Source organism: Aquirufa avitistagni (assembly GCF_042715545.1).
GTDB lineage: Bacteria > Bacteroidota > Bacteroidia > Cytophagales > Spirosomataceae > Aquirufa > Aquirufa avitistagni.
In genome coordinates, this window is sequence record NZ_JBBKXZ010000003.1 from 95,383 (window position 1) to 115,992 (window position 20,610).

Consider the following 20,610-nt stretch of genomic DNA (forward strand, 5'->3'; position numbering starts at 1 on the left):
TTTCTGTATTTTCGCGTTTTCGCTCTGTTTAGATGCTCATCGGATTTGTTGTTTTTTACCTTCTTTTGAACTTGGTCGTTGGCTGGTGGGCCAGCCGGAAAGTCCATACCGCAAGCGATTTTGTGCTTGCAGGTCGTTCATTGCCGTATGCATTAGCCACGATGGTCACGTTTGCAACCTGGTTTGGATCCGAAACATTGCTAGGTGCGCCACGCGAATTTGTCCATGGCGGAGTTCTATCCATTATTGAAGAGCCTTTTGGCGCAGCGCTTGGTTTACTGATTGTGGGCATGATTTATGCCAAAAAACTATATCCCCTCCCCGTCCTCACCTTCAGTGATTATTTCCGCATTCGGTTCGGAGGATTATCCGAAAAGCTATCTGCCCTCGTGATGATTCCTTCGTATTTTGGTTGGATCTCTGCGCAATTGGTGGCCCTAGGATTAACCATGCATTTATTACTCCCAATTTCCACGGAATGGGGCATTGTAATCGGTGCTGTTTTAGTGATGACCTATACGCTGATGGGTGGAATGTGGTCGATTTCAATCACCGACTTCCTGCATAATCTAATCTTGATTGCCGGGCTTTTGTTTTTAGCTTATTTAATGTGGGACAAGATTCCAGATTGGCAGGTGTTTTTAGCGGAACAACCCAACGGTTTTTTCCGCTTCACTCCAAAAGAAAATACGACAACTTCTTGGTTGACCTATCTGGCGGCATGGATTACGATCGGGTTTGGGAGCATTCCGCAACAGGATATTTTCCAACGGGTGATGTCGGCCGCCTCCGGAAAAATCGCTGCCAAAGCCAGTATCACCGCGGGCATCATGTACATTTCCATTGCCTTGTTACCCTTGATGATTGCCTTGGTGGGTGTGCGTTTATATCCGGAATTGTGGCAGGATGATATGCTTTTGATTCCACATTTGGTAATGAAGTTCACACCTTATGCGATGCAGATTCTATTTTTAGGGGCTTTATTATCTGCCTTATTAAGCACGACAAGTGGGGCAATTTTAGCACCCGCGAGTGTTTTGGGTGAGAATCTTTGGAAGCCGATGTTGAAAAACCCATCGGACAAATCTGTTTTATTGGTCATTCGAATATCGGTCGTCTTGGTGACAGGGGCGTGTATCGTGATGGCGATCAGCCGACAAAACATTTTCGAGCTGGTGGGTGAGGCGTCGGCCTTTAGTTTAGTTTCACTGTTTATTCCGTTGAATGCGGGACTTTGGTGGAAACGTGCGAGTGCGATGGGCAGTCACTTAAGTATGTTGGGTGGTTTATTTGTCTGGGCCTACTTCCATTTTATTGCACCCACAGAAATTCCGTCGATTTGGTATGGTTTATTGGCCAGTGGATTGGGATTGTTGGTGGGAACTTACGTTTGGCCTAATCGATCCAAGGCTGATCAATCGTCCCCACATATCTCCCCTGCGACTGAGTAAAGATTAAATCTTGCAATTCCACCCCTACGTTTGGATACATGTGGACGTCGCTTAGTTGGGAAACAGGCAACCAAAGCACCTCCATAGCCGTCGTTTCATCCGGCTGAAGCACTGGAATTCCGCCAAGAATCTCACCAGAAAACAAAATATGAAGTGATGTGGGACGTTTGTCTGTTGCTTGAATTTCACCCATGAGCATTAATGGGCCCACTTCCACATCGATACCCAGCTCTTCCAAACATTCGCGGGCAACGGTTTCCGGGAATGATTCCCCAGGATCTGTATTTCCACCGGGCAGATTATAAATGAATTGCGTACCGTACTGGTACTTCATGACTAAAACGTGATTGTTTTCGAGGATTACTAAGGCAGGTCTACAACGCATGTGCTACTTAAATACTTGTCGAAATATACATTAATTTTTTTATTGTCTACCTTTGTCTGTCCTAAAACACAATGGTATGTTGGTACACGATATTTGTTCATCCATGGAAGCATGGGCGCCGCTCGCTTGGCAAGAGTCCTATGATAATTCAGGGTTGTTGACGGGTAACCGTTCGCAAAAAGTCACGGGCGTATTAGTCAGTTTTGATTGCACGGAGGCGGTAGTTGAGGAGGCGATTGCCCAAGGTTGTAATATGATTGTGGCACATCACCCCATTTTATTCAAGGGAATTAAGCAATTGACGGGGCGAGATTATGTGGAGCGGACGCTCATTTTAGCCATCAAAAATGACATTGCGATTTATGCATCGCATACAAATTTAGATCATGCGCCTAAGGGAGTCAGCTATCAGTTGGCCCAAAAACTGGGACTTCAAGCCGGTAAGGTCTTGCGTCCGATGCGTGATGCATTGCGCCAACTCACCTATTTTGTGCCTGAGACGGATGCGGAGCAAGTTCGACTAGCGCTGCATGCGGCGGGAGCTGGGAATATAGGGGAATATTCAGCGTGCAGTTTTTCAGGTGCGGGAACCGGTCGGTTTACGCCATCGGATGCCGCGAATCCCACTATCGGCCAGGCTGGCAAATCAGAAGAGGTCGCAGAGTTAAAAGTGGATATGTTATTCCCAAAACACCTCGAATCAACTGTTTTAGGTGCACTTTTCACGTCACACCCCTATGAGGAGGTTGCCTATTTTGTCACATCCTTGGGAAATTCGTGGCAAGATGTGGGCGCTGGCTTTGTGGGTGAATTACCTCAGGCCATGTCATCGAGCGAATTTACATCGTACATAAAAGAAAAGCTTGGCTTGACCTATTTTAGACATACGCCATGGATAGGCAAATCGATCAAACGAATTGCCTTGTGCGGAGGAGCGGGAAGCTTTTTATTGGCAGATGCCATTCGCACGCAGGCCGATGTTTACATAAGTGGTGATTTTAAATACCATGAGTTCTTTGATGCGGAAAATCACTTGACGATTTGTGATATTGGGCATTATGAATCCGAAGTCATGATAAAGGATACAATCCATGAATATTTATCAAATAATTTTAGTACTTTTGCCGTTCTGAAAAGTATGACCCACACCAATCCTGTGAGTCTTGCTTAGAGATTAGAGCGAATTAATATTTTCAAACGCAACAATAATAATGGCTACAGTTACCGAAACTACAATTGCCCAAAAGTTAGAAGCATTATTAAAGCTTCAAACCATTGATTCAGCCTTAGACAATATCAAGAAAGTACGAGGTGATTTACCTGAAGAGGTTCGTGATTTAGAGGATGAGATCGCAGGTTTAGAAACACGTTTAACAAAATTCCAATCTGAAATCGCATCATTTGAGGAGCAAATCGCAAATTACAAGGTTTCTAAAAAGGATTCTGAGAAGCTAATTGTCAAATACAAGGAGCAACAAATGAATGTACGTAACAACCGTGAGTTCGAAGCAATTTCGAAGGAGGTTGAGTTACAAGGTTTGGAAATGGAGATTGCAGATAAGCGCATTAAAGAGATTGATTTCAAAATTTTGAACAAAAATGATGAAGTTGCTGGCGTAGAATCTAACTTATTTGAGCGCAAAAAAGACCTTGAGATTAAGCAAAAAGAACTTGAGGTGATCATTGGTGAGAGCGAGGAAGACGAGCAAAAAGGCTTGAAAGATCGCGAAAAAGCGGTTAAGACCGTTGACGCTCGCCTATTGAAGTCTTATGAGAAATTACGTGGAAATGCGATTAATGGCCTAGCGGTTGTTTTAGTGAAGCGTGGTGCATGTGGTGGATGTTTTAGTTCAGTACCTCCACAACGTCAAACAGACATCAAAGACAAGAAAAAACTAATCGTTTGCGAACATTGCGGACGTATTTTAGCCGGTGTTGAGGATCCAATTCCTGCACCAGAAAAAGAGAAAAAACCTCGGGGTAAAGCTGCAACCGCAGCAGCAGCGGCAGCAGCAGCAGCGGCTACCGCAGAATAATTCCTCCAAAGGGACACAAAAAAAACCTGATGATTAATTTCATCAGGTTTTTTTATGGTTTAACTAAGCGTTTCTTACTTCAACATCTCTAGCAAGGCGCTCAACTTATCTTTCATCTCTTTGCGATCTACGATAAAATCCAAAAATCCGTGATCCAAAACAAAGTCGGCACTTTGAAAACCCTTCGGTAAATCCTTTCCAATCGTCTCTTTAATAACACGTGGTCCAGCAAAACCAATTAACGCGCCAGGCTCTGCGATATTAAAATCACCCAGCATCGCAAATGAAGCAGTAACTCCACCGGTAGTGGGGTCAGTCAACAAGGAAATATAAGGGATTTTAGCTTCCGCTAATAAGGCTAAGCGAGCAGACGTCTTCGCCATTTGCATTAAGGAGAACCCCGCTTCCATCATACGCGCCCCACCTGAACGTGAAATCATCAAGAATGGGGTTTTTGTTTTGAGGGAATGGTCAATCGCACGTGAAATTTTCTCTCCTACTACTGAACCCATCGAGCCACCAATAAAACTAAAATCCATGGCTGCAATCGTAATAGGTAAGCCATTCATCTCACCATAGGCTGCACGAACGGCATCTTTTAAGCCTGTCTTATCTTCCGTCGCTTTGACACGATCCGTATATTTCTTCGTATCTGTGAAATTCAATGGATCTCCAGAGCTCATCATGGGATCGATTTCCGTATACCTAGATTGATCAAATAATAACTCAAAATACTCTTGTGAGCCTATTTTTTCATGGTAATTACAGCTTGAACAGGTAAACGCGAATAAGCGGTGCTCACGTGTGTGAAGGGCTTTTTTGCACGATGGACATTGATACCAAAGACCATCTGGAGAATCACGTTTAAACTCTGTTGGGGTTTGAATCCCTTTATCCTTTCGCGTAAACCAAGACATAGACAATTTATTTAATGATACCGATTACTCGGATGAACTGCAAAGATAATTAAAAAGCTTCGCAAGGAAAAAACCACCTGGCTATTTCACCAAAATCACGCGCCGATTAATCACCCGTTTTTCCGTTCTAAGCTCTATGAAATACGAACCTGCTGCTTGTTCACTTAGGTCCAACAAATAATCTAGTTGGCTTTGAACAGGAATAGATTCCGGACGTAGCATCACTTTCCCCTGCATATCCAATACACGTAACATAACACTGCGTTCATCAGGCGCCAAGCTAGCTTGCACACGCAGACGACCATTGGTTGGGTTTGGACTCAGCGTAACACCAGCCCCTAACGCACTCGGCTCATTACTCAAAATAACAATGGTAATCGCATTCGATAAACCAGTCGCACACACAGCAGTCACCTGCGCTTTTACGGTGTAAACTCCCGGCTCGGTGGTGGTCAAAGTAGATGAATTTATGCCTGGAATCACATTTCCATTTCGGAACCAAATGAAGGTTACCCCAGGATACTCTGAAGTAACGGCAAGTACTTGCTCCGACTGCTTAAATAAAAATGGCACATTGAATGCGCATTTTTGGACTTCAGAACAGCCATTCGCATCTACTTTGTCACCTGGAGCTGTACCTAAACATTTATCAATCGAATCATCAACTCCATCTTTATCTAAATCTACGGGGATAATGGGTTCTTGAATCTTCAGATTATCAACAGACCAGCCCCAGCCATGTGCGCCTACATCCGCGTGTAAACGGAAACGTATCAGCACTTGATCTCCAGATTTAAACTTACCAGAGGAAAGTAAATTGATTTCACGACTTCTGATCAGTGCAGCTGTGGGTGTTGCGGTTGAATTCCCCTCATTATCTACTGCACTATTCCAGGCATTTAACCAGATGGAACTCGCATTTGAATCCCAACCATTCGTGAAATTAAACCAGGTTAATCCACCATCATTGGACCCTTGAACGATGACATAATCAAAGAAACTCCGGTTAATAGTTCCATTTGAATTCAAAAACGGTTCACCCGTATCTCCAGGCTCCACCAAGACAATCTCGTCAAAAGTCATGATGGATTTATTCGCATTTAACTTGATCGGCTTAAGCAAAACAGCATCTGAATTCGTAAACCGATCGGTTCCATTGCCTCCATCATACGATTCCTCTGAACCATCAGCATACGGATGCGCCGTTTGCAATGCGGATGTTGAAAATCCAGCAGCCCTTCCGATACTCATACCCTTCAAATAGAAATCCGTTGAATTCGAATCAAACGATTGTATGTAGGTAGTTTCCGTGGACAAAATACCCAGCACCTTAATCTCAAAAAATCCTGAACTCGGGCTTGTCACGGTATTGGCTATTTTGGCAGCATCTTGCACAATCACCCGATAGGTAATGACGTCTCCCGCTTTAATTTCGCCCGCGGTAAAATTGAATGCATTTGAAAAACTCGTAGTCGTACCTGCTACCAATTGAAAATCTTTACGCTTTAGCGGCCCTTTATTAATCGCATATTCCATATAAACCGCGCTCAAGCCGATATTGTCGGATGCCAAAAGCGTTGTCAACGGAACCGTAGTCTGTGAAGAAAAAATGTAGTTCAGTCGGTTTGCATACGCCACTTTAGGCTTAACCGTATCTGCACCAATCGCAAATTGGTAAAAACTACCAAAATTCGTATTCGCTATCACAGGTGCTTCCGCGGGCGTAGTCACTTTTTTACCAGATGACTCATTGGCCATCCAATAATACCTAACTGTCCGATTCCCTGCCGCTGGAGGTAATTTATAAGTATACACATTGCCTGCTCGGGTTAGAGGCATGGACGTGGCCGATAAAATACTTTTATCGATGGACAACATTAATTTGACTGAATTTTCGGCCAATAGGGTATCCGAATACACCGTGGCAGAAATGGAAATATCGGAAGTCGTATTTTCTGTATCGGGTAAATTTGCAGCAATGATATTGGTCGAATACCAACCAAAATCAGCGAAGGCGGATGTTACGATTGGACCAATCTCGGGAGTAATTTCACCTCGGGCAATCTGAGGTGTCATTAAGGAATTTGGATCTCCTACTTTATAGGTCGCTTGGTCTACGTGGTATACACTGGATCCAACTGAATAGGTACGCGGCGAATACAAAATAGCATTGGCACGCGAATTATTCTGCAGAATCTTAGGTGACACTAACTGAAGATTAGGCGACGTTATCGCCGACTTTAAAGCAATGGATGGATTAGGGATTTTGAGCGTATCTGTCACTGAAATACCTTCCGAATTTTGAATAAACTGATCAAAAATACCCGGAAGTCCATATTCTCCTTGGTTCTGATCATCACTTAAACCTAACTCTCCAATAAATCCGAGGCCATGTCCAAATTCATGCAAAACAACCGAGAAAAGATCAATTTGGCTGACCGTAGGCGCACCATCCGTTCCAATATACCAATCTGAAAAATCGGAATTAAAGGTTGCCACCACATCGGGATCTGTACCATTCAAATTGCGGTGAGACATCTTTTCGGCCAACGCGATGGGGTACCAGGTATTCAAGCGTTGAGCACCTGCAAAATTACGTACTGCGGTAGATGCGCCTGCGCTGCCTAAAACACCTTGGGCTAATGAGCGCCAACGAACAAAAATCTGAATCGGGACATCTGAAGTAAGTGTATTGGCCCATACCGCTGCAGCTTTCTCGAACACCGCTTTTACGTTGGCCGGCGGTGGCGTATCATACGAAACAAGTACATGAGTTGAACTTTGGGTCCCTTTGGTGGCAAAAGTAGCCATGGCTGCCCGATTTTTAGCCTCTTCTAAGATTCGCTGCGAATAACCTGCTGGCAATTCCCGGTGAATCCCCGACTTCTCAGGCGTATACTCTTCGACTTGTTGGCCCGGCTTAAACTCCATTGGGAAGCTTTTTTGCCCCAAGACAGATCCTGCCACACAGCAAAAAACAAGCACGAAAAAGTAAAATCTATTCATGGTATAAAATTAAGAACGTATTAATGAAAATTAATTAATGTCTCAAACAACTGCATAAAGTCGGGCCGAACCAAATCCGTATGCGCTAATTCCGTTGGGGTATGCGAAGTACTCATTCCGACCACACGCATCCCGGCAGCTTGACCCGCGGCAATACCTTGTAAAGAATCTTCGATAACCCAACAATCCACTGGGTCCACGCTTAATAAACTAGCAGCCTTCAGATAAATTTCAGGATCTGGCTTCCCTTTAAGAACCTCTGCACCGCCGATAATCGCATCGAATTGATCTCGAATACCTAAACCGTCCACGATGAAATCAATATTCCCAGGGCCAGCTGAAGTAGCTAACGCAGTTTTAATGCCTTGGTCTCGCAGATCTTTGAGGAATGTCAATAGACCTGGAGCTGGTTTGAGATGATCCCGATAAAATGCCCGGTAAATAAGCTCTTTTTCTTCCTCGAGTACCTCCACTTCAGCACGCGACAATTCCCGCTTATAAAACCATTCAAAGGTATCTTTGGAATTCATCCCGTTTAACTCTTGGTAAAAAATCTCTCGGGTCAGGGGAATTTGTTTGCGTTCACAAAAAAGCAACCAAGCGTCTACGTGATAGGGTAAGTTATCCACCACCACACCATCCATATCAAAAAGTACCGCTTGAAAATTCATGAGTTATACCGCTAAAGTCAATCCATCATAGGCCAAATGCACATGTGCCGGCAATTCTTTTTCCACCGCTGCATGCAAACCCATCATGTGACTGATATGGGTTATATAAGCCTTTTCTGGCTTGATTTTATCAATCACCTCGAGTGCTTCGTCGAGGGTAAAATGCGAAATATGCGTAGTTTTTCGAAGGGCATTAATCACCAGGACTTTAGATCCTTTGACTTTTTCTAGCTCTTCATCGGAGATAAAATTAGCATCCGTGATGTATGTAAAATCGCCAAAACGAAAGCCTAGCACATCTAAGTAATAATGCTTAACTAAAATGGGCGTGATGGTGACACCCGCAATCGTAAATGGCTGATTTTCAATTTCATGCACCTCGATTTCAGGCACACCTGGGTATTTATCTTCGGCAAAAGCATAGGCAAATTCACGCTTCAATTGCTCAATAACGGGTGCTTGTGCATACAAAGGAATACTCGACTTTTGGGCATAATTAAATCCCCGAATATCATCCATCCCGGCGGTATGATCCTTATGTTCGTGGGTATATAAAACGGCATCCACACGCTGAATACCCGCCCGTAATATTTGTTGGCGAAAATCAGGCCCCGTATCAATGATAAAACTTTTGCCTTCGGTTTCAATATGCATGGAAACACGGAGGCGCTGATCGCAAGGATCTGTGGAACGACAAACTTCACACGTACAGGCAATCATCGGAATCCCTTGAGAGGTCCCGGTACCCAGAAACCTAGCCTGGATCTGGGTCATCGAATTATTCCGTTAGTGACTTAACAGTCGAAACGAGCGCATCAAAATTAAGTGGCTTGGCCAAGAAATCATCGAAACCCACGGCTTTGAAATCTTCCATGGAATAATTGCGCGCATTTCCCGTAATGGCGATCATCGGGATTTTGGATTTTTTGGTATCAGCTAGCGCACGTACAGCTTTAGCGCAATCCATTCCATCCATAACGGGCATATTGATATCTAATAAAAGCACGTCAAAATCAGCTTTGGCTAATTCGTCTAACACTTGCTGACCATTTTTAACGGCGTGAATCTCAAAATTTTGAAATTCTAAAATTTTACGCGCTAAATTTTGAATGACAGAACTATCTTCGGCGATCAATACTTTTTTCATAGGAGTACGTTATACATGATAGAGGCAAACCTCACAATTGGGTAAAAATAGGGAAACAAAAGAAATTAAGCAATAAAAAAAGCGACCCTTTTGGAGTCGCTTTTAAAAAGAATTTGAATCACTTATTTCACATAGATGGAAACAGATGATTTATCCCAATCAAAGGTAATTTGTCCTTCTGGAGAAACACCGATGTTGAACTGCTCCGTCATCGCATGCTCGCTAACTTTTCCAGTTACACGCAATACATCTTTTTCAGCTTTGTACGTGTAAGCTCCCCATTGCTTTGGATCGCTATTAAAAATAATCGTCCATTCAGTAGCGCCAGGGATTGAAAACACAGAGTAAACACCTTTTGCTAATGGCTTACCTTGAATCGTCACATCATTCGAAAATTCGATTGTTGTTGCCTCATTTGCACCTGTTCTCCAAACTTCCCCAAAAGGAACGATGGCTTTTTGCTCTTTTGTACCAAATACCAAACGTCCTTTGACAGAAGGCTTTGCATACTTAACCATTACTTCGGTCTTACCCACCTTTTGAATAACAACAGCTGGTGGAGATGCTGGCGCTTTTTGCGCGAATGCACCAAAACTCAACACACTCATTAAAATAACCAAGTACTTTTTCATAATACGTTTTCGTTTAAATTTTTACAAATTAAGCCAATAATTCAATTTCAACACTACGGTTCGATCACGAATTTGAAAATTATTTGGACTGTAATTATCCGAATAAACAACAAATAAATCCGAAGCTGGCTTATAACGCCATTGCAAGCGCATGTATAGATTCATGAAATTGTTTTGTTGGTTCAACTGAAAGAAGGTCGCAAAAAATAATTTATTCGTAAACGTAATGTCTACTTTCGGACGAATGATCCAAAACTGCGAAGAGATCTTATTGGCGGCCACTTTATCCGTAGCAGGAATGTACACGTTTTGAATGTCGTTATAATCTACTGCCATGGATATAGCACCGAATGGCTGGAATCGATAACCGATATCTGCGGTGATTCCGGTACGCCAACCGTCACCGAAATATCCACCGAAACGGGAGGTGATTGCATACGTGAACAACTTGATAGGTGATGAACTATAGCGCATGTTTAACGCGTACCAATCATGCTCGGTACCTTTCAACACCTTCGCTTTTCGCATCCGGGTCGCATCGAAATCATCTTGCAACTTGACAAAATCATACGACAAATAAACCCCAAAGGTAGAACGATCCTTCATCGTTCCCTCGTAAGACACATAACTCGTGTTGTCCGTATACTGACCCTGATTATTCCACAAGTTCAGCGTCATGAGTTTTAATGAGGAATAAAATAAGTTGATGGACTTATTCTTCGGATAAAAGATTTTAGCTCCATCTGTCTGTACCTGAAAATAATTTACGCGGGGAACATATCCCGTTTCCGGATTATAATTCTCGCCGACCCACTGTTCTTTGATGGAAAAAACCCAATTGTTGTCTCCATAGATCAAAGATGCTGCTTGCGAAAAATCCCTAGGTTTGTCTAAAGGGCTTAATGTTTTGGCATAAAATAATGATCCAGTCCAAAAATTATTGGCTGACGCGAGGTTATATTCAAAGCCAACGTCCCGGTTATAGGATTGAAAACCATACTTTTTTTGCAATTCAGGTGTGCTAAACGACTGTTTATTTACCATGTACATGCCAAAATTTGATCGCGCAAATAACTTACGCTGCAAAGCGACCATCGAGTAATTTTGCGTTGGGATACCTTTCGCATCGATTCGCTCGGATTGGACATTCAATGCGCCGATGCGCCAATCTTGATTAAGCTTACCACTCAAACGGGCTCCATACGTAATGGGCGTTTGCTCATAATTTCCATTCTGAGGATTGATGGTTAAACCAATTCTTCTGGAGAAAAATGGCCGAATATTTTCCGTCCCAAAGCCATCAAATAAGTCCGAATTCTCGATAAAAAACTGCCTTCTTTCGGGATAAAATAATTCAAAGCGATCCAAGTTTGTTTGTTGGCGATCCACATCCACCTGCGAAAAATCTGGATTTATCGTCATGTCTAAATTCAATCCAGAATTGATCGCCACCTTGATATCCCCTCCAAATTGCTGCCGGAATGCCGTAGGCTTATCGGAACGGTAATTAGCTGAGACACCGGAAAGGGTATAAGGAATAACGGAGATATTCTTTTTGGGTGCTGGAGGCGGCGTATCCCAAACAAGTACCCCAGCATAGGCGAGCGATGCCGTGGGAAATTGACGTGGTACGGGCGCCCAAGCTGATTTTTCTTTGGCCTTTAAATCATAGCGGGAGAAGTTGATGCCCCAGCGCTTGATATTATCCTTATACCGAATCGACTTAAATGGAATGGCTGCCTCGAAAATCCATGAATCCTTTTTGTACGTGGTAGCGGATTCCCATTTGTTGTCCCAATTTAAATTGACACGAAAACCCTCTGACATTTGGCCGTCCCATTGCGCTCCTGCGGCATTCGCACCAAAAGCAAAACCGGTCGTTTTATCTTCAAACGTATCGATAAAGACTAAAAAATTATCATTCACGCCAAAGCCGAAATCCCGTTTCATCGATTCCACTACGTAAGCTCCTGGCTCTTTCAAAAAACATTCTGCTGAGATGTAGATGTATTTGTCGTCATACGCAATTTTGACATCTGTACGAACCTGCGCACACAAGGAGTCATAGGGATTACACATCACAAAATCGCTAACTGCTGCTGATTCCAACCACGCATTTTCATCCAAAATCCCGTCGACCCGAATAGGCCCCGTGCTTTTTTTAATATTTACTTGGAAACGTTCGTTGATTTTTTGCGCATTGGCAACATGAATAAAGCCAATTAACCAGCAGGTGAGAAGTAGCAGTCGATTCATACGTTTCAAATAGGTCTAACAGAAAATCAAAGATAAGTTATTTTCGTGAGGGACTTGTGGGTCTTATGGGGCTTGATTATTTTTGCACCATATTTAACCGAGACTACCCATGGGAAGAGCCTTCGAATTCCGAAAAGCGAGAAAGTTTAAACGTTGGGGCCAAATGGCCAAAACCTTCACTAAAATTGGCAAGGACATTGTTATTGCCGTGAAAGCGGGTGGTGGTGATCCCACTTCCAATTCGCGTTTACGTGCCATCATACAAAATGCGAAGGCAGTTAACATGCCTAAGGAGAATGTTGAAAGAGCCATCAAGCGGGCAACGTCCAAGGACCAGGAGGATTACAAAGAGATTGTATACGAAGGATATGCCCAGCATGGCATTGCGATATTAGTGGAAACTACCACAGATAACATTAACCGCACGGTGGCCAATATACGTTCTTCATTTACCAAATGTGGCGGATCCTTAGGAACTACGGGGATGTTGGACTTCATCTTCACCCGTAAATCAGTGTTTAAAATTGCTCCCAAACCGGAGATCGATTTGGAAGAATTGGAATTTGAGTTGATTGACTTAGGTGGCGACGAGGTTTTTTTAGATGAGGAGACGAATCAAATCAACATTTATGGGGAATTCACGGCTTTTGGTGGGATACAGAAATTTTTGGAGGAGCGTGGCTATGAATTAATGGGTGCGGATTTCGAACGTATTCCTGATGAAACGAAAGAATTATCTGACGCACAGGTTGCTGATGTTGAAAAACTCATCGAGCGACTCGAGGAGGATGACGATGTGCAGAACGTCTACCATAATATGGGATAAAGCAAAAGGCCAGGAAACTGGCCTTTTTTGTTGTATTCCATTTTTGAATAGGAAAAAGCTCTTTTCCCCCTTAGCTTTGGCAAACCTCAAAGGATTGCCAAAGCTTAAAACCATGAATCCGAGTCCTACGATTTTAAGCGGTATAAATACGGTGCTTTGTGTGCCCCTCCGGTGAATTTCTTTTCGATCCGCTCGAGAATATCTAAACTTAACATCTTCCGCTGAAAATTTGTCCGCACTAATTTCTTTCCTAAAATCGTCTCATACACCATTTGTATGTCAGACATGGTAAAGGTTTCCCCGAGTAAATTAAATGCGACTAATTTCTCATCTAATGATAGCCTTAATGCCTCCAAAGCCTTATTCACAATTTTATTATGATCTAAAAAGAGATGAGGCATGGCTACGATATCAACCCATTCCGCTGCATCAGAGAATTCTCCGGGATTAACCATCACTTTGGAATAGTCAACTAATGCATAATATCCGATGGTAATGTAACGTTTGGCCATCCAGGATAAATCATTATCCAGGGACCCCATCGCCGCATTAACACCACGATGCTCCTCCGCCGCCCGGTCATTGCGCGCTAAATCGCCAAAGGTATAAAATTGCTCCAGATATATATCCGACAATCCCGTACGCTCTAGCAATACACGAGCCGCCGCTTGATCGACATCCTCGTCAACACCCACAAAGCCTCCAGCCAGAGACCAGACACGTGTATTTTGAAATTTCAACAACAAGACCTTGAGTTGATCTTCATGAAAACCGAAAATCACACAGTCAACGGAAATTCCAGGTAACCAAAGTTCTGTTTGCTTAAATCTACTTAACATATTTTAGAACAAATGCGCGAATTTGATTCGCAAAAATCACATAGCCCTTCTCATTCAAATGAAGCTTGTCGGCCACAAAAATATCTTGCATCAACGACCCATCGGGCAAGAAAAATGGGGAATGCATATCAATAAAATATCCACCTTTTGACTGAATCAAACTATTCAGCTCGCGTTGTTTGGCCAATAAAGCGGTCCGAGCTAAACTTGGCCTTGCAGCCACAAAAACTAATTTTGCTCCGGGAACCTGCTTCGCTAAACGCGCTTTAAATTCATCATATTCAGCCGCAATGACTTCCGGTGTTTTCCCCTTCGCTAAATCATTGTCGCCCTCATACATGATCACCCACTTCGGCTGATATTTCACCACCATCCGATCAAAATAATACAAAGCATCCGCTAAGGTTGACCCGCCAAATCCCCGGTTAAAGGCTGGCGGCAGGCCCTGCATATCGGTAGCAAAAGTCTTCCAAAGACGAAAACTAGAAGAACCAATAAAAAGGATTTGTCCCTTGGCAGGCATGGCCAACGAATCTTGTTTCTCGTAAGCAACAATTTCCTTTTCAAACGGATATTGAGCTACTAATGAGGTACTTACAAAAAGTAATAAGGCAAAGAGTATCTTATTCATTTGGATATGTTAAACCGATTTGTGAACGAATTTCATCTAATAAACCCATCAATTCCTGACTAAATTGATGCGACATCCAGGCATTTTCCGTGCGACCTGCATGCAAATCTTCCTGCACTGCATCCGCCTCATAACTGTAGCCCCAACCTAAACGCTCCGTCTCCATCACAGTCTCCTCTCCCCCATAAATCGTCAAAGTCATCCCCTTCGTTTCATGAAAACGCGGATGCATATAAATTTTACCAAGCGTTCCATATACCGTGCAGGTCGTATCCGTTTGTGCTGCAAACGTCGAAAACAAACTTGCCGTAGCACCAGAGGCATATTTCGTCGCAATCGAGCAATTCATATCCACCCCAGATGGCGCCATGACGCCCGTCGCCTTCATTTCAAGCGGTTGGCCTAATAACAGTTTCGAAATAAATAAGGGGTAAATACCGATGTCCAACAACGATCCTCCAGTCAGATGTGGATTAAACCAACGAGCCTCCTCATCATATTCAGCCTTAAAGCCAAAATCAGCGACCACATGTTTGATATCACCAATAAGTCCTGAAGCAATGATTTCTTGTAATTTGGCAATAGACGGATGAAAACGCGTCCATAATGCCTCCATTAAAAACAACTTCTTTTCGCGCGCCTTCGCAATCATCGCAGCGACCTGCTTGCTATTGATAGCAAATGCCTTTTCGCATAATACAGGAATTCCCGCTTCCAAACACAGTATCGTATGTTCATAATGCAAGCCATGCGGTGAAGCAATATATACCACATCAATTTCTCCACTGGAAAGCATGTCTTCATATGAGCCAAATGCCTTCACGGAAGGGTCATAATGGGAAGCAAATTCCTGAGCCCGTTTGATATCTCGAGAGGAAACAGCGGCTAAATGGCCATTTTTGGCATGCGTAAGATCGTCGGCAAATTTACGCGCAATGCCTCCGCATGCGAGTATACCCCAACGAATGGGTTGATCTGTTTTCATAGTAGGTTTAACTTATAACGAACCCAATGTAGCTATTAAAGCCTCCACCTGGTCCAAATTTACTGCAGGAAAATTCGCAATACGTATTTGGGTCTCCTTCATTTTTCCATATCCCGCTCCCAAAATAAAATCACTTTTTGCCTGTACTTGTTTAATAACATCGCCAGCCATCTGCTTGCAGTTTAACACCACAACAGTCGCCGAACGATGTGACTCATTTGTTACAAATATGTCAAATTGGTCCGACTTCTTGGCAAAATCATATAATGCCTTTGCTTTGCGATCCGTTTCCTTCCGCATCACATCTACCCCAATACGATTGAAATCTTCGGCCACTTTCCCCAACACATAAATCCCCATCACATTAGGCGTTTCAGGTGTTTCAAAATTCTTGTAATTCTCCCAAAGACTCGGTAACGAATGATAGGTTCCCACCGTATCTCCGTGAAGTTTCATGCGCTCCGCCTTCGCTAGCATCTTTTCATTCGCAATCCAAACACCTAAACCTGCCGGCATTCCAAACGCTTTTTGCACCGAAAACATCGCCGAATCAACTAAATTGAAATCTAAATTCGGATAAGGAGCGGATGAAACCATGTCCACCATCACCAACTTATCTTTGTTTGCCTTCTTAATCTTATGAATCTCAGCTGCGCGCATCTGAACACCGGAACTGGTTTCATTGGCCGTGCAACAAATCAACTCCGCATATTCTGGCACCGTCACTTCTGCCGCATCAAAACCCTCACCAAAAGGCTTATGCATCGCATGCGCATATTTGTGAAGCTCTTGTGAGAAATCAAAAAACTTCTTAGAAAACGAGCCGTTCACTAAGTGAAAACTTTCATGCTCCACAGAATTCATAATCGCTCGCTCCCAAATTTCCGTAGCCGATCCTGTAAACAACACCGCAGTTTCTTTCGGCAAGGCAAATAATTGGCGCAACTGCTCATCGGCATGTTGGTAAATCTTACGAAATGCCGCCGAACGATGTGAAATCGATCCAATATTTTGACGAAATGCCGCTGCATAATGTGCCTCAACGGTAGGGAATAAGGCTGCAGGACCGGGTGTAAAAAACGTGCTCATATTAATATAACATTCTGAATTTGATCGTATTATCAATCAATTTCAACTCATTGACAATTTCCTCCGCATATTCTTTCGCGACATCCGTAATCACATAACCTGTCTGCTCCGTCGTTTTCAAATATTGACCGATGATATTCACATGGTATTTGGCAAATACATTATTAATTTGTGCCAAAATACCCGGCACATTGTGGTGTATATGCAACAAACGGTGTGCATTTTCCAAAGGTGGTAACTGCAGTTCTGGGAAATTCACCGAACCGTATGTACTACCATTGTTCATGAATTGCAACAACTTCGAAGGCACAAACTCCCCGATATTCGCCTGCGCTTCTTCTGTACTTCCACCAATGTGTGGCATCAAAATGACATTAGGCAAGCCTCGTAATTCATTGACAAATTCCTCATCGTTCGTTTTCGGTTCATACGGAAATACGTCGATTGCCGCACCCCAAATCTTACCTGATTTAATCGCCTCCACTAATGCGGGGATTTGAACGACGTGACCCCGTGATAAGTTCAAGAAGATCACATTGTCTTTCATCCAAGAAAACTCTTGCTTTCCGATGATGTCCGTATTTGATTTACGCCCATCTACGTGTAAACTCACGAAATCGACGGTCGACAATAATTCCTTTAAGCTATTACATTTTTTGGCGTTACCGAGCGCTAATTTGTCTACGATATCGAAGAAATAAACCTCCATACCTAATGCCTCCGCGATGACAGAAATCTGTGTACCGATATTTCCGTAACCAACTAAACCGATTTTCTTTCCGCGAATCTCGAATGAATTGGTCGCTGATTTATCCCAAACACCAGCGTGCATCTTCGTAGATTTTTCGAAAATGTTACGGGTCAACATCACCATTAAGCCAATCGATAATTCGACGACACTTCTTGTATTTGAATAAGGCGCATTAAATACGGCAATCCCGCGATTCTCACATTCCGCCAAATCAATTTGATTAGTACCGATGCAAAAAGCACCCACACACATCAATCGGGCTGCATTTGGATGCTCGAGTACCTTCTTTGTTAAATTAGTTTTTGAACGCAAACCGATGATCGAGACATCCTTGATTTTCTCAATCAATTCCTCCTCGTCTAGTGCCCCCTTCAACAGCTCAACCTGGAAACCTTCCTTCTTGAATAATTGAACAGCCGCTGGATGCACGTTCTCTAATAATAAAACTTTGATACGTGACTTTGGATAGGACTGTGCCCGACTTAAGCCATTGAGATATAAAAACTCATCCAAAGAGGGAACCACAAAATCCGCTTTATCAGTCACCGCTTTGCGTGAAACATTCTCTGTAAACGCGAAAAATTTATTCGCTAAACCGGCCTCGCGTAATTCATAATCTGTATATCCATCACCGATCACATAGACTTCTCCGTCTAAAGCTAATGATTGCAATAAACTAACTTTACCGCGATCTTGAGATAGCAAATTAGCTTGATCATATCCCGTAATGGTACCGTCGGCATCATAGGTAAACGTATTCGCGTACACATTTGCAGCAGCAATACCCATTTCTTCTACGACAGGAACGATAAAATCTTTGAAGCCGCTAGAGACAATTAAAATTTGATCTGCATGCTCTTTGATAAACGTTTTATTGCGCTTAAATGATTCTGAAATTTTGCCCTTTAAGAAAGTGATTAATTGGTCTACATGCGAACGATTCGCAGGCAATAACGCCACGCGATCTCGCAAAGAATCTGCGAATGAATAATTTCCGGTCATCCCTTTGTCGGTGATTTCGCGAATCTTTCCCACGATCTCAGCTTGTTTGGAATTCCCTTCTAACGCGATGCGCGCTAATTCATCGAGGCCCTCGACCTTGGTGAATGTACTGTCAAAATCGATGACAATCGTTAATTGTTCCAGCTCCTTAGTAGACATAATATCAAATTTCAATTTCCTTAAACCACCTGGCAGCCCGTTGTTCGGACCAAGTTTCTCCTCGATAATTCCGAGGATAAAACCCGCAATGTCCTCCTTGTTTGGGCAACTCAATCTGAACGTGATCAGACTGAATCGCTTCAGGAAGACATTCCTGCGACAAAAAAGGATCGTTTTTCGCATTCACCACGAGGGTTGGAACACGAATACCATCGAGGAAATACAAGGAACTATTTTGTTCATAATAATCCTCTGCATCCTTAAATCCATGTAATGGGCCTGTTATGACATCATCAAAATCGTACAAACTACCTATAGCGGAAAGCATAGACGGCGTAATATCCTGTGGATATCGGGCCGACTTTTCAGTCACTTTTTCTAATAGCGTTTGTAAGAAGCGATGTGTGTAGAGGCTGTTTTCCCGGCGAGTCAATTGCTGACTACTGCTGGAAAGGTGTAAAGGTACAGAAAATGCTACAGCTTTTCGAATGAATTTTGAAGCTTTTTCCGCGTGTTCGCCCAACCATTTTAGTGTCAAGTTGCCACCTAAACTGAATCCTGCCAGATAGATATCGCGTACGCCCAATGAAATGGCATGTTGAATCACGTGGTCTAAATCATCCGTAGCTCCACTGTGGTAAAAGCGCAAATTTCGATTGGGCTCACCTGAACAGCTCCGGTAATTCCATGCGAGCGCATGAAAATTCGGCAATGCGCGGATCAATCCCGTAACGTACGGTCGGCGACTACTCCCCTCCAATCCATGCGACACAATAACTAAGGGTTTTTGTGACAGCGTACCCCCTCGGATGTACCAATCTAAATCAACAAAGTCGCCATCTGGTAATTCCAATCGTTCCGTCTTCGGAAGCATGTCTGGAATTTTCCGAAAAAGTGCCGGGTAAATACTTTGTGAATGACCTTCAGGTAACCAAATAGGAGGCTTGTAACTGTGCATTAAATAAAAAAGTCTGGAATTAAAGAGCGATCATCCACCGTTGGATCCACTTTATAAGCGCTGAAGTCTGTTATGCCTTCTTCGGCCAGGACCGCATCATCGATAAAATAATGACCCGTACACGTCTTATGATCGCGTGATAAAATGACCGCTGCGGCATCCGCCATGATACTCGGCTTACGCGCATTGCGCATCATATCCGCATTCCCCACGGCAAATTCGATGGCAGCTGTCGCGATAATGGTACGCGGCCATAAAGAATTAAAAGCTACTTTACCTTCAAATTCCGCAGACATCCCTAACGTTACTAATGACATGCCAAATTTTGCCATCGAATAGGCGACATGATGCTTAAACCATCGTGCCTCAAAATTCAACGGAGGCGAAAGGGTTAGGACGTGTGGATTTGCCGACTTCATTAAGTGAGGTAGGCAGGCTTTAGAAACCAAAAAAGTCCCGCGGGCATTTACGCCATGCATCAGATCGAATCGCTTCATCTCTGTTTCTAGAGTCCCTGTCAACTGAATAGCTGATGCATTATTGATTAAAATATCGATACCTCCGAACGTGGCCACCGCTTGATTGACCGCTTCAAAAACCTGATTTTCATCACGAATGTCGACCATGCAAGGCAGGGCACGACCTCCTAAGCGTTCAATCTCTTCTGCGGCGGAAAAAATAGTCCCTTGTAATTTGGGATGAGGTTCAGCTGTTTTGGCAGCGATAATGATGTTTGCACCTAATGAGGCTAATTTTTTAGCTATTTCCAAACCAATACCTCGAGAGGAACCAGTAATGAAAACTGTTTTGTTTCTGAAGTCCATGTGCGTCTAATTAAACTTTATCTAAATTACGATTTTATTGCAAAG

The 20,610-nt window shown here is 43.2% G+C and carries 19 protein-coding genes; 4 read left to right on the forward strand and 15 right to left on the reverse strand.

Features of this window, described 5'->3' with window-relative positions; all coding sequences use genetic code 11:
• The first annotated feature begins 32 nt into the window (after window positions 1–32).
• Window positions 33–1,451 carry a high affinity choline transporter 1 gene (locus U0R10_RS08880; RefSeq protein ID WP_377983613.1) on the forward strand — a complete coding sequence of 473 codons (1,419 nt, stop codon included), beginning with the start codon at window positions 33–35 and terminating at the stop codon, window positions 1,449–1,451.
• Here the strand turns inward: U0R10_RS08880 and U0R10_RS08885 are convergent.
• Entirely contained in the window at window positions 1,396–1,836 is a 441-nt protein-coding gene (locus tag U0R10_RS08885; protein ID WP_377983614.1) for an NUDIX domain-containing protein, read from the reverse strand. The two genes, U0R10_RS08880 and U0R10_RS08885, sit on opposite strands and share 56 nt — an antisense overlap.
• A 76-nt stretch (window positions 1,837–1,912) precedes the next feature.
• Between U0R10_RS08885 and U0R10_RS08890 the strand changes: the two genes are divergently transcribed.
• The gene (locus U0R10_RS08890) at window positions 1,913–3,007 is read left to right on the forward strand and encodes a Nif3-like dinuclear metal center hexameric protein (protein WP_377983615.1); all 1,095 of its coding nucleotides are present in this window, start codon (window positions 1,913–1,915) and stop codon (window positions 3,005–3,007) included.
• Window positions 3,008–3,047: 40 nt separating this feature from the next.
• Window positions 3,048–3,872: a zinc ribbon domain-containing protein gene (locus U0R10_RS08895; protein WP_377983616.1), complete on the forward strand. Its 825-nt coding sequence runs from the start codon at window positions 3,048–3,050 to the stop codon at window positions 3,870–3,872.
• 74 nt (window positions 3,873–3,946) lie between these two features.
• Here U0R10_RS08895 and accD read toward each other — a convergent pair whose 3' ends face one another.
• The 7 genes from accD to U0R10_RS08930 all read right to left on the reverse strand — a co-directional run bounded on the left by accD (window position 3,947) and on the right by U0R10_RS08930 (window position 12,501).
• On the reverse strand, window positions 3,947–4,789 hold the full coding sequence (accD, locus tag U0R10_RS08900) for an acetyl-CoA carboxylase, carboxyltransferase subunit beta (protein WP_377983617.1): 843 nt from the start codon (window positions 4,787–4,789) through the stop codon (window positions 3,947–3,949).
• 81 nt (window positions 4,790–4,870) lie between these two features.
• A complete protein-coding gene (locus U0R10_RS08905; protein WP_377983618.1) occupies window positions 4,871–7,795 on the reverse strand; it encodes a T9SS type A sorting domain-containing protein in 2,925 nt (974 codons plus the stop codon).
• A gap of 20 nt (window positions 7,796–7,815) precedes the next feature.
• Entirely contained in the window at window positions 7,816–8,466 is a 651-nt protein-coding gene (locus U0R10_RS08910; protein WP_377983619.1) for an HAD family hydrolase, read from the reverse strand.
• A gap of 3 nt (window positions 8,467–8,469) precedes the next feature.
• Window positions 8,470–9,231, reverse strand: coding sequence for an MBL fold metallo-hydrolase (locus tag U0R10_RS08915; protein WP_377983862.1), 762 nt, complete (start codon window positions 9,229–9,231; stop codon window positions 8,470–8,472).
• 13 nt (window positions 9,232–9,244) lie between these two features.
• On the reverse strand, window positions 9,245–9,613 hold the full coding sequence (locus U0R10_RS08920; protein WP_377983620.1) for a response regulator: 369 nt from the start codon (window positions 9,611–9,613) through the stop codon (window positions 9,245–9,247).
• 122 nt (window positions 9,614–9,735) lie between these two features.
• The gene (locus U0R10_RS08925; protein ID WP_377983621.1) at window positions 9,736–10,245 is read right to left on the reverse strand and encodes a DUF2911 domain-containing protein; all 510 of its coding nucleotides are present in this window, start codon (window positions 10,243–10,245) and stop codon (window positions 9,736–9,738) included.
• Between the two features lie 21 nt (window positions 10,246–10,266).
• Window positions 10,267–12,501 (reverse strand): DUF5916 domain-containing protein, encoded by a 2,235-nt coding sequence (locus tag U0R10_RS08930; protein WP_377983622.1) that lies wholly within the window; start codon window positions 12,499–12,501, stop codon window positions 10,267–10,269.
• Between the two features lie 109 nt (window positions 12,502–12,610).
• Here U0R10_RS08930 and U0R10_RS08935 point away from each other — a divergent pair, with 109 nt between their 5' ends.
• The gene (locus tag U0R10_RS08935; RefSeq protein ID WP_377983623.1) at window positions 12,611–13,327 is read left to right on the forward strand and encodes a YebC/PmpR family DNA-binding transcriptional regulator; all 717 of its coding nucleotides are present in this window, start codon (window positions 12,611–12,613) and stop codon (window positions 13,325–13,327) included.
• A gap of 125 nt (window positions 13,328–13,452) precedes the next feature.
• Here the strand turns inward: U0R10_RS08935 and U0R10_RS08940 are convergent, their stop codons facing one another.
• The 7 genes from U0R10_RS08940 to U0R10_RS08970 are packed head-to-tail and all read right to left on the reverse strand — an operon-like array spanning window position 13,453 to window position 20,565.
• Window positions 13,453–14,166: an NUDIX hydrolase gene (locus tag U0R10_RS08940; protein ID WP_377983624.1), complete on the reverse strand. Its 714-nt coding sequence runs from the start codon at window positions 14,164–14,166 to the stop codon at window positions 13,453–13,455.
• Complete coding sequence (locus U0R10_RS08945) at window positions 14,156–14,797, reverse strand: GDSL-type esterase/lipase family protein (protein ID WP_377983625.1); 642 nt, start codon at window positions 14,795–14,797, stop codon at window positions 14,156–14,158. The genes U0R10_RS08940 and U0R10_RS08945 overlap by 11 nt, the downstream gene beginning before the upstream one ends.
• Window positions 14,790–15,782 carry a Gfo/Idh/MocA family protein gene (locus U0R10_RS08950; RefSeq protein ID WP_377983626.1) on the reverse strand — a complete coding sequence of 331 codons (993 nt, stop codon included), beginning with the start codon at window positions 15,780–15,782 and terminating at the stop codon, window positions 14,790–14,792. Before U0R10_RS08950 ends, U0R10_RS08945 begins: the two co-directional genes overlap by 8 nt.
• A gap of 12 nt (window positions 15,783–15,794) precedes the next feature.
• Window positions 15,795–16,871 carry an aminotransferase class V-fold PLP-dependent enzyme gene (locus U0R10_RS08955; RefSeq protein WP_377983627.1) on the reverse strand — a complete coding sequence of 359 codons (1,077 nt, stop codon included), beginning with the start codon at window positions 16,869–16,871 and terminating at the stop codon, window positions 15,795–15,797.
• Between the two features lies 1 nt (window position 16,872).
• Window positions 16,873–18,783, reverse strand: coding sequence for a phosphoglycerate dehydrogenase (gene serA, locus U0R10_RS08960; protein ID WP_377983628.1), 1,911 nt, complete (start codon window positions 18,781–18,783; stop codon window positions 16,873–16,875).
• A gap of 4 nt (window positions 18,784–18,787) precedes the next feature.
• Window positions 18,788–19,741: a YheT family hydrolase gene (locus tag U0R10_RS08965; RefSeq protein WP_377983629.1), complete on the reverse strand. Its 954-nt coding sequence runs from the start codon at window positions 19,739–19,741 to the stop codon at window positions 18,788–18,790.
• On the reverse strand, window positions 19,741–20,565 hold the full coding sequence (locus U0R10_RS08970) for an SDR family oxidoreductase (protein WP_377983630.1): 825 nt from the start codon (window positions 20,563–20,565) through the stop codon (window positions 19,741–19,743). Before U0R10_RS08970 ends, U0R10_RS08965 begins: the two co-directional genes overlap by 1 nt.
• Window positions 20,566–20,610: the final 45 nt, after the last annotated feature.